Here is a 10,170-nt window from a genome sequence, read left to right as displayed (position 1 = left end):
GCTGTCCTCCGACGGCGCCGCGATCGAGATGCGCGACGGCGACGACGAGGACCTCGAGCGTGCCGCGGCGAACCTCGGCATCAACCTGTCCCGCAACGAGGCTGCGACGGTCGACGACCTCGCGCAGTAGCCGATCGGTCCCGGCGCCCGCATTGGGCGCCGGGGCATAGTTTCCCGCTCCGCGGAAGTGGTCCGCCACGGCGGACGAACTAGCGAACTTTGCTCGATACTGAACCCGAACAGGGGAAAGGAAGTTACGTGCTAGACGTCAACTTCTTCGATGAACTCCGGATCGGCCTGGCTACCGCCGAAGACATTCGCAACTGGTCTTTCGGTGAGGTCAAGAAGCCGGAGACCATCAACTACCGCACGCTCAAGCCGGAGAAGGACGGCTTGTTCTGCGAGAAGATCTTCGGTCCCACCCGGGACTGGGAGTGCTACTGCGGCAAGTACAAGCGTGTCCGCTTCAAGGGCATCATCTGTGAGCGCTGTGGTGTCGAGGTGACTCGCGCCAAGGTGCGTCGTGAGCGGATGGGCCACATCGAGCTGGCCGCGCCCGTCACCCACATCTGGTACTTCAAGGGTGTGCCGAGCCGCCTCGGTTACCTGCTGGACCTGGCGCCGAAGGATCTCGAAAAGATCATCTACTTCGCCGCCTACGTCATCACCACCGTCGACGAGGATCTGCGCCACAACGAGCTGTCCACGCTCGAGGCGGAGATGGAGGTCGAGAAGAAGGCGATCGCCGACCAGCGCGATGCCGACCTGGAGGCTCGCGCCCAGAAGCTCGAGGCCGACCTGGCCGAGCTCGAGGCCGAGGGTGCCAAGTCCGACGTCCGCCGCAAGGTCAAGGACGGCGGCGAGCGCGAGATGCGCCAGCTGCGCGACCGTGCCCAGCGTGAGCTGGACCGGCTCGACGAGATCTGGACCACCTTCACCAAGCTGGCTCCCAAGCAGCTGATCGTGGACGAGGTCCTCTACCGCGAGCTGCAGGACCGCTACGGCGAGTACTTCACCGGCGCGATGGGTGCCGAAGCCATCCAGAAGCTGATGGAGAACTTCGACATCGACGCCGAGGCCGAGAACCTGCGCGAAACCATTCGCACCGGTAAGGGCCAGAAGAAGCTGCGCGCGCTCAAGCGGCTGAAGGTCGTCGCGGCCTTCCAGGCCAACGGCAACTCGCCGATGGGCATGGTCCTCGACGCCGTTCCGGTGATCCCGCCGGAGCTGCGCCCGATGGTTCAGCTCGACGGTGGCCGCTTCGCCACCTCGGACCTGAACGACCTGTACCGCCGCGTGATCAACCGCAACAACCGCCTCAAGCGACTGATCGACCTCGGTGCCCCCGAGATCATCGTCAACAACGAGAAGCGGATGCTGCAGGAGTCCGTCGACGCGCTGTTCGACAACGGCCGTCGCGGTCGCCCGGTGACCGGCCCCGGTAACCGCCCGCTGAAGTCCCTGAGCGATCTGCTCAAGGGCAAGCAGGGTCGTTTCCGGCAGAACCTGCTCGGTAAGCGCGTCGACTACTCGGGCCGTTCGGTCATCGTCGTCGGTCCGCAGCTGAAGCTGCACCAGTGTGGTCTGCCCAAGCTGATGGCGCTGGAGCTGTTCAAGCCGTTCGTGATGAAGCGTCTGGTCGACCTGAACCACGCGCAGAACATCAAGTCCGCCAAGCGGATGGTCGAGCGGCAGCGTGCCCAGGTGTGGGACGTCCTCGAAGAGGTCATCGCCGAGCACCCGGTCATGCTGAACCGTGCGCCCACGCTGCACCGCCTGGGTATCCAGGCCTTCGAGCCGCTGCTGGTCGAAGGTAAGGCCATCCAGCTGCACCCGCTGGTCTGTGAGGCCTTCAACGCCGACTTCGACGGTGACCAGATGGCCGTGCACCTGCCGCTGTCGGCGGAGGCGCAGGCCGAGGCCCGCATCCTGATGCTGTCGTCGAACAACATCCTGTCCCCGGCGTCCGGCCGCCCGCTGGCCATGCCGCGTCTGGACATGGTGACCGGCCTGTACTACCTGACCCGCCTGGAAGAGGGCGCCAAGGGTGAGTACCGGCCCGCCACCGCGGATGCTCCCGAGCAGGGCGTCTACGCGTCGCCGGCCGAGGCTCAGATGGCCGTCGACCGCGGCGAGCTGACGGTTCGCTCGCTGATCAAGGTGCGCCTGACCGATCAGCGCCCGCCGAAGGACGTCGAGGCGGAGCTGTTCCCCGAGGGCTGGCAGCGCGGCGACGCGTGGCTGTGTGAGACCACCCTGGGCCGCGTCATCTTCAACGAGCTGCTGCCCGCGGACTACGCGTTCATCAACGAGCAGATGCCGAAGAAGCGGCAGGCGACGATCATCAACGATCTCGCCGAGCGTTACCCGATGATCGTGGTCGCGCAGACCGTCGACAAGCTCAAGGACGCCGGCTTCTACTGGGCCACGCGTTCGGGTGTCACCGTCTCCATGTCGGACGTTCTCGTTCCGCCGGAGAAGGCCGAGATCATGGAGCGCTACGAGGCGCAGTCCGACCAGATCGAGAAGAAGTACCAGCGTGGTGCTCTCGACCACCAGGAGCGCAACAACGCCCTGGTCAAGATCTGGCAGGAAGCGACCGAAGAGGTCGGTAAGGCGCTGCGCGCGCACTACCCGGCCGACAACCCGATCATCACGATCGTCGATTCGGGCGCCACGGGTAACTTCACCCAGACTCGTACCCTCGCGGGCATGAAGGGTCTGGTGACCAACCCGAAGGGTGAGTTCATTCCGCGACCGATCAAGTCCTCCTTCCGTGAGGGCCTGACCGTGCTGGAGTACTTCATCAACACCCACGGTGCGCGAAAGGGTCTGGCCGACACCGCGCTTCGTACCGCCGACTCGGGTTACCTGACCCGTCGTCTGGTGGACGTGTCGCAGGACGTCATCGTGCGCGAGACCGACTGTGGCACCGAGCGCGGCATCACCGTCGCGATCGCCGAGAAGCAGCCCGACGGACTGCTCATCCGCGATCCGCACGTGGAGACCAGCACCTACGCCCGGACGCTGGCCGCCGACGCGGTCGACGCCAACGGCAACGTCATCGTGGAGAAGGGTCACGACCTCGGCGACCCGGCCATCGAGGCGCTGCTCGAGGCCGGCATCACCGACGTCAAGGTCCGCTCGGTGCTCACCTGCACCACCGGCACCGGCGTGTGTGCGACCTGCTACGGCCGCTCGATGGCGACCGGCAAGCTGGTCGACATCGGTGAGGCCGTCGGTATCGTCGCCGCCCAGTCCATCGGTGAGCCCGGTACCCAGCTGACCATGCGTACCTTCCACCAGGGTGGTGTCGCGGGTGACGACATCACCGGCGGTCTGCCCCGCGTGCAGGAGCTGTTCGAGGCTCGTGTGCCCAAGGGCAAGGCGCCGATCGCGGAGGTCTCGGGCCGGGTGCGGCTCGAGGACGACGACCGCTTCTACAAGATCACGATCATTCCGGACGACGGTTCGGACGAGGTGGTCTACGACAAGCTGTCGAAGCGTCAGCGGCTGCGGGTGTTCAAGCACGACGACGGCTCCGAGCGCCTGCTCGCCGACGGCGACCACGTCGAGGTCGGCCAGCAGCTGCTGGAGGGCTCGGCCGATCCGCACGAGGTGCTGCGCGTGATGGGTCCGCGTCAGGTGCAGGTCCACCTGGTCCACGAGGTCCAGGAGGTGTACCGGTCGCAGGGTGTGTCCATCCACGACAAGCACATCGAGGTCATCGTCCGCCAGATGCTGCGCCGCGTCACCATCATCGACTCGGGTGCGACGGAGTTCCTGCCCGGTTCGCTGGTGGAGCGCTCGGAGTTCGAGGCGGCCAACCGCCGCGTCGTCGCCGAGGGTGGCGAGCCCGCCTCGGGTCGCCCGGTGCTGATGGGTATCACCAAGGCGTCGCTGGCCACCGATTCGTGGCTGTCGGCGGCCTCCTTCCAGGAGACGACTCGTGTCTTGACGGACGCGGCGATCAACTGCCGCTCCGACAAGCTGATCGGCCTGAAGGAGAACGTGATCATCGGTAAGCTGATCCCGGCCGGTACCGGTATCAACCGCTACCGCAACATCCAGGTGCAGCCGACCGAAGAGGCCCGTGCCGCGGCGTACGCGGTGCCGTCCTACGACGACACCTACTACAGCCCGGAGGGCTTCGGCACCACCACCGGTGCCGCGGTCCCGCTGGACGACTACGGTTTCAGCGACTACCGGTAACACCGCGTAGTAAGGCACTTCGCCCCGCCTCGGTCATCCGAGGCGGGGCGTTGTCGTATCGATCGGGTAAGGGGTGCCCTAGGACTCGTGGAGTGCGGGCCGGTCGGCGTGGGGATCGAGCAGTCGGGTTCGAAGGTGCTCGAGAACCAGGTCGAGCGCCTGCCGCGTGGGATGTCCGGGCGTGTCGACGAGGTGTTCGGTCAGTACCGAATGCGGCCGCATCGGCGCGTCCGGATTCGCGGACTCGGGGTCCAGCTCCACTGCCACGAAGGCTGGGCCCAGTTGTCTGCGCAGGGAGGCGAATCGCTCTTCCGGGACCAGTCGGTCGCCGCGAAAGCGGAGGCCGACGACGCCGAGGCCCTGCGCGCATCGCTGTCGGATGCGCGCGAGATCCGCTGTCTCGATGCCGATTCCGCGGCGGTGACGGCGGGTCAGCGGCACCGGCGTGGCCGGCTGCGACAGCACCGGCGCGAGCAGACGGTCGTCGGCGGCCATGGCGAGAGCGAATCCGCCGGTCAGACACATTCCGACGGCACCGATGCCCGGTCCGCCGCAGCGCCGGTGTTCGGCGGCGCCCAGTGCGCGCAACCAGGTGGTGATGGGTGAGTTACGCGGGCCTGCCAGCATGCTGAACTCCTGCCCGATGCAGAGCCGGGCGATGGTGCCGACCTGGTAGGTCGCGCTGCGCAACAGGCCGTGACCGGCGGGCCCGGGGTCGCGCCCGGCCGTGCCGAACATATCCGGTAGTACCGCGGTCAGGCCGAGATCGCGGACGCGCCGGGCGAATTCGGCCACCTTCGGCGTGATACCGGGGACCTCGGTCATCACGATGACCGCCGGACCCGTTCCGGACCGGAAGATCGGGTGGCTGATGCCCGCGTGAGTGAACGATTCACGGGTGAAGTCGATCAGGGGATCGTCGGCCATGGTGTCTCCGTGGTCGGGGCCTCCGCTTCGAGGGTGTGGCGGGCGGAGATGAACAGGGTGGTGCAGACGTCGGTGAGCGCGGCGGGGGTCTGGGGAGTGCCGCTCATCAGCCAGTCGACCAGCAGGTGGTTGACGCCGCCGACGAGGGCGACCGCGGCCGAATGTTGTTTGGCCGACAGGGGTTCGGAGCGGGCGGCGGCCCAGGTGGTGGTGACGATCTCCGCGAATTCGCGCAGTACCTGGTGGCGGCGTTCCTCCATGGCGGAGGACACGCCGACGGCCTCGATCAGGGCCACCCTGGCAAGCCGCCGATCCTCGGTCAGATAGTCGATGAACGTCCGGATTCCGGCACGGGTGCGGTCGTCGATGTCGTCGCCCGCCGACATCATCGCGGCCATGGTCGCGGCGCGCACCCGGTCCACGATCTCGGAATACAGGGCGGCCAGGCAACTTTCGCGGTCGGTGAAGGACTCGTAGAAATAGCGTTCGGTGAGGCGCGCGACGCGGCAGATCTGTTTGACCGAACTGCCCGCATAACCGCTGGTGCCGAAAACCTCCAGTGCGGCGTCCAGGATCGCCGCGCGCCGCTGCAGGCGGCGCTCGTCCGGCATCAGTCCCTGATACTTCCGTCCTGGCATGCCCCTGTCCTTACCTCCCGGCCTATGGCACACTAGAGCATCGTTGCTGACACGCAGGCATGTCAGAATGGAGAACCGTCCATGTCCTCACCGATTGCCGGTCGTGTCGTCGCCGTGACAGGCGGAGCACGGGGCATAGGCCGGGAGATCGCGCGTGTGCTCGCCGAGGCCGGTGCCCGGGTGGCCATCGGCGACCGGGACGAGCCGGCCGCGGTCGCCACCGCGGCCGAATTATCCGGTGCCGTCCGCGGTTTCGCGCTCGACGTGACCGACACGGACTCCTTCCGCGGCTTCCTCGCCGCGGTGGAATCGTTGTGGGGGCCGATCGACGTGCTGGTCAACAACGCCGGTGTGATGTGGGTGGGTCCGTTCGCCGCCGAGCCGGAGGTGGCGACCACGCGCATGCTGGAGGTCAATCTGCACGGCGTGATTCGGGGCGTGCGGCTGATCGCACCGGGCATGCGGGCGCGCGGGAAGGGCCACATCGTCACCATCGCCTCGGCCGCCGCCCGGTTGTCCCCGCCCGGCGAATCGACCTACGCCGCAACCAAACACGGGGTGCTCGGCTACCTGACCGGCGTGCGCGAGGAACTGCGCGGCAGCGGCGTGCGGATCTCGGTGATCATGCCGGGGGTCGTCGCGACCGAACTGGCCGCGGGTACCGACACCGGCGCCGCGACACTGCTGGAGCCCGCCGATGTGGCGCGAGCGGTGCTGCGGACGATCGAACATCCTCGGTTCGAGGTCACCGTGCCGCGGTACATCGGACCGCTCGTCCGGCTCGCCGAACTGCTTCCGCAGCGCCTGCGCGACCTGACCTTCCGGCGCATGGTTCCGGACCAGGTCGCCGCGACCCGCGGTTCCACCGCCCGTGCCGCCTACGAACGCGGCCTCGCCGATCCGACCGTGCCGTAGCGGCCACAGACCGCGTCGGCGCAGCATTGAGCCGCCCGCGCCGACGCACCCGGCCTGCCGGTTCCGGTCGACCGGAACCGGCAGGCGCTCGGCGAACCGGACTGCTCGCCGGCCGCCGCAGGGGATCGCGGACTATCCGCCGATGTACGCGGCGAGGTGTTCGCCCGTGAGCGTCGAACTGTCGGCGACCAGATCGGCCGGCGTTCCCTCGAAAACGATGCGCCCGCCGTCGTGGCCGGCGCCGGGCCCGAGGTCGATGATCCAGTCGGCATGCGCCATGACCGCCTGGTGGTGCTCGATGACGATCACCGACTTGCCCGAGTCCACGAGGCGGTCGAGCAGGCCGAGCAGGTTCTCCACATCGGCGAGATGCAGGCCCGTCGTCGGCTCGTCGAGGACGTAGATCCCGCCCTTCTCGCCCATGTGGGTGGCGAGTTTGATGCGCTGGCGTTCACCGCCCGACAGCGTGGTGAGGGGTTGGCCCAGTTTCAGGTAGCCGAGCCCGACATCGCCGAGGCGCTGCAGGATCTTGTGTGCCGCCGGAAGTTTCGCCTCACCCGCGCCGAAGAACTCCTCGGCTTCGGCCACCGACATCTCCAGCACCTCGCTGATGTTGCGGCCGCCGAGGTGGTAGTCCAGGACCGCCGCCTGGAAGCGTTTCCCGTCGCATTCCTCGCAGGTGGTCGCGACGCCGGCCATCATCGCCAGATCGGTGTAGATCACGCCGGCGCCGTTGCAGGTGGGGCACGCGCCTTCGGAGTTGGCGCTGAACAGCGCCGGCTTCACGCCGTTGGCCTTGGCGAACGCCTTGCGGATCGGTTCGAGCAGTCCGGTGTAGGTGGCCGGATTACTGCGTCGGGAGCCGCGGATCGCGCCCTGATCGACCACCACGACGTCGTCGCGGTCGGCGACCGACCCGTGGATGAGCGAACTCTTACCGGATCCGGCCACGCCGGTGATCACACACAGCACCCCGAGCGGGATGTCGACGTCCACATCCTTCAGGTTGTGGGTGGAGGCGCCGCGAATCTCCAACGCGCCGGACGACTTCCGGGGTGCGTCCTTGAGTTTCGCCCGATCGTCGAGATGGCGGCCGGTGATCGTGTCACTGGCTCGCAGCCCCTCGATATCGCCCTCGAAACAGACTGTGCCGCCCTGACTTCCGGCGCCAGGACCCAGATCGACGATGTGGTCGGCGATCGCGATCGCTTCCGGTTTGTGTTCCACCACCAGCACCGTGTTGCCCTTGTCGCGCAACTGCAACAGCAGATTGTTCATCCGCTCGATGTCGTGCGGATGCAGGCCGATGGTGGGTTCGTCGAAGACGTAGGTGACATCGGTCAGCGACGAGCCGAGGTGGCGAATCATCTTGGTGCGCTGCGCTTCACCGCCCGAGAGCGTGCCCGCCGGCCGATCCAGCGACAGATAGCCGAGGCCGATCTCGGTGAACGAGTCGAGCAGATGCTGCAGCCCCTTCAGCAGCGGCGCGACCGACGGCTCGTCGAGTTCGCGCACCCATTCGGCGAGGTCGCTGATCTGCATCCGGCAGACGTCGGCGATGCTCTTGTCGCCGATCTTCGAGGACCGGGCTTCGGCGCTGAGCCGGGTGCCCTCACATTCCGGGCAGGTCGTGAAGGTCACCGCGCGCTCGACGAACGCGCGGATATGCGGCTGCAGCGAATCGACATCCTTGGACAACATCGACTTCTGGATCTTCGGGACCAGACCCTCGTAGGTGAGGTTGATGCCCTCGACCTTGATCTTGGTCGGCTCCTTGTAGAGCAGATCGTGCAGTTCGCGCTTGTTGTACTTGCGGATCGGCTTGTCCGGGTCGAACAGCCCGCAGCCGCGGTAGATGCGGCCGAACCAGCCGTCCATGCTGTACCCGGGGATGGTGAGCGCACCTTGGTTGAGCGACAGGCTGTCGTCGTAGAGGGCGGTCAGGTCGAAATCGGTGACCGAGCCCATGCCCTCACAGCGCGGGCACATACCGCCGAGGCGGTGGAAGGTCGCCTTCTCGGCCTTGGTCTTGCCGCCGCGCTCGACCGTGATCGCACCGCTGGCGGTCACCGAGGGCACATTGAACGAATACGCGTTCGGCGAGCCGATCTGCGGCCGGGCGAGGCGGCTGAACAGGATGCGCAACATCGCGTTGGCGTCGGTGGCGGTGCCGACCGTGGAGCGGGGGTTGGCGCCCATCCGCTCCTGGTCGACCGAGATCGCGGTGGTGAGGCCGTCCAGGAAGTCGACCTCGGGCCGCGACAGCGTCGGCATGAAGCCCTGGACGAAGGCGCTGTAGGTCTCGTTGATCATCCGCTGCGATTCCGCGGCGATGGTGCCGAAGACCAGCGAACTCTTCCCCGATCCCGAGACGCCGGTGAAGACGGTCAGGCGACGCTTGGGGATTTCGACACTGATGTCCTTGAGGTTGTTGACCCGCGCACCGTGTACGCGGATCAGGTCGTGGGTGTCGGCAACGTGCCGGTCCGGCGTCGGGGCCTTGCTCATGGTTTCTCCAATTTCGGATGGGCGGCCTGGTCCGCCGGCCGGCTCGGTTGTCGGGAAAGGCTCAGGAGGCCTGTTGAATCCGCAGCAGATTGCCCGAGGGGTCGCGGAACGCGCAGTCGCGCAGTCCGTAGGGCTGATCGGTCGGCTCCTGCACGACCTCGGCCCCCTTGGCCTGCAGCCGCTCGAACACCTCGTCGACGTTCTTGGCGGCGAGGTTGAGGCTGGCGAAGGTGCCCTTGGCCATCATCTCGGAGATGGTGCGCTGCTCTTCTTCGGTGACGCCGGGGGTGGCGTTCGGCGGGTAGAGCACGATCGAGATGTCCGGCTGTCCGGCGGGACCGACCGTGATCCAGTGCATGCCCTTGAAGCCGACGTCGTTGCGCACCTCGAAGCCGAGGGTGTCGCGGTAGAAGGCCAGCGCGGCCTCCGGATCGTCTTGCGGGAGGAAGGTGTCGTGAATGGTGATGTCCATGTCGCTCACGCTAATTCCTACTCGGTAACCTGCGCTTCTCGATTCCTGATCGGTCTGGTCACCTGTTTCGCGACACACGACGGCATGCCCAGGGTGGCGTCGGCGGCCTCGCGCCGGTACACACTCGGCGGCACTCCGACCAGTTCGGTGAAGCGGGTACTGAACGTGCCCAGCGATTGGCAGCCGACCTCGAAGCACACCTCCGTCACGCTGAGATCGCCCCGGCGCAGCAGCGCCATCGCGCGTTCGATTCGGCGCGTCATGAGGTAGCCGTACGGCGACTCCCCGTAGGCGAGGCGGAACTGCCGGCTCAGATGCCCCGCGGACATGTGCACATCGCGCGCGAGGGCCTCCACATCCAGGGGCTTCGCATATTCCCGGTCGATGCGGTCGCGGACTCTGCGCAGCCGCGCGAGATCGCGCAGGCGCGGGTCGGGGGCAGATGTGCTGCTCACAACGCGATGGTCCCACGCGGGGCCGACATTGCCCAGCAATCCC

General features: G+C 67.1%; 7 protein-coding genes. 2 read left to right on the top strand and 5 right to left on the bottom strand.

Annotation, left to right across the window (positions count from 1 at the left end; genetic code table 11):
• Nucleotides 1–258: 258 nt before the first annotated feature.
• On the top strand, nt 259–4,212 hold the full coding sequence (locus tag NA3_RS19060) for a DNA-directed RNA polymerase subunit beta' (RefSeq protein ID WP_062964950.1): 3,954 nt from the start codon (nt 259–261) through the stop codon (nt 4,210–4,212).
• A 78-nt stretch (nt 4,213–4,290) separates the two neighbouring features.
• Here the strand turns inward: NA3_RS19060 and NA3_RS19055 are convergent, their stop codons facing one another.
• Nucleotides 4,291–5,139, bottom strand: coding sequence for a dienelactone hydrolase family protein (locus NA3_RS19055; RefSeq protein ID WP_062964949.1), 849 nt, complete (start codon nt 5,137–5,139; stop codon nt 4,291–4,293).
• The gene (locus NA3_RS19050; RefSeq protein ID WP_062964948.1) at nt 5,121–5,777 is read right to left on the bottom strand and encodes a TetR/AcrR family transcriptional regulator; all 657 of its coding nucleotides are present in this window, start codon (nt 5,775–5,777) and stop codon (nt 5,121–5,123) included. Before NA3_RS19050 ends, NA3_RS19055 begins: the two co-directional genes overlap by 19 nt.
• 81 nt (nt 5,778–5,858) lie before the next feature.
• On the opposite strand from NA3_RS19050, the gene NA3_RS19045 reads away from it, so the two are divergent.
• On the top strand, nt 5,859–6,692 hold the full coding sequence (locus tag NA3_RS19045; protein ID WP_062964947.1) for an SDR family oxidoreductase: 834 nt from the start codon (nt 5,859–5,861) through the stop codon (nt 6,690–6,692).
• A 132-nt stretch (nt 6,693–6,824) separates the two neighbouring features.
• On the opposite strand, the gene NA3_RS19040 is transcribed toward NA3_RS19045, so the two are convergent.
• The 3 genes from NA3_RS19040 to NA3_RS19030 all read right to left on the bottom strand — a co-directional run bounded on the left by NA3_RS19040 (nt 6,825) and on the right by NA3_RS19030 (nt 10,127).
• Nucleotides 6,825–9,200, bottom strand: coding sequence for an ATP-binding cassette domain-containing protein (locus NA3_RS19040; protein WP_062964946.1), 2,376 nt, complete (start codon nt 9,198–9,200; stop codon nt 6,825–6,827).
• A gap of 61 nt (nt 9,201–9,261) precedes the next feature.
• Nucleotides 9,262–9,672: a VOC family protein gene (locus NA3_RS19035; protein ID WP_062964945.1), complete on the bottom strand. Its 411-nt coding sequence runs from the start codon at nt 9,670–9,672 to the stop codon at nt 9,262–9,264.
• 17 nt (nt 9,673–9,689) lie between these two features.
• Nucleotides 9,690–10,127 (bottom strand): helix-turn-helix transcriptional regulator, encoded by a 438-nt coding sequence (locus NA3_RS19030; RefSeq protein WP_062964944.1) that lies wholly within the window; start codon nt 10,125–10,127, stop codon nt 9,690–9,692.
• Between the last annotated feature and the right edge of the window lie 43 nt (nt 10,128–10,170).

The sequence above is a fragment of the Nocardia africana NBRC 100379 genome (genome assembly GCF_001612635.1).
Lineage (GTDB): Bacteria > Actinomycetota > Actinomycetes > Mycobacteriales > Mycobacteriaceae > Nocardia > Nocardia africana.
This window is presented reverse-complemented; position numbering and strand designations above follow the sequence as displayed.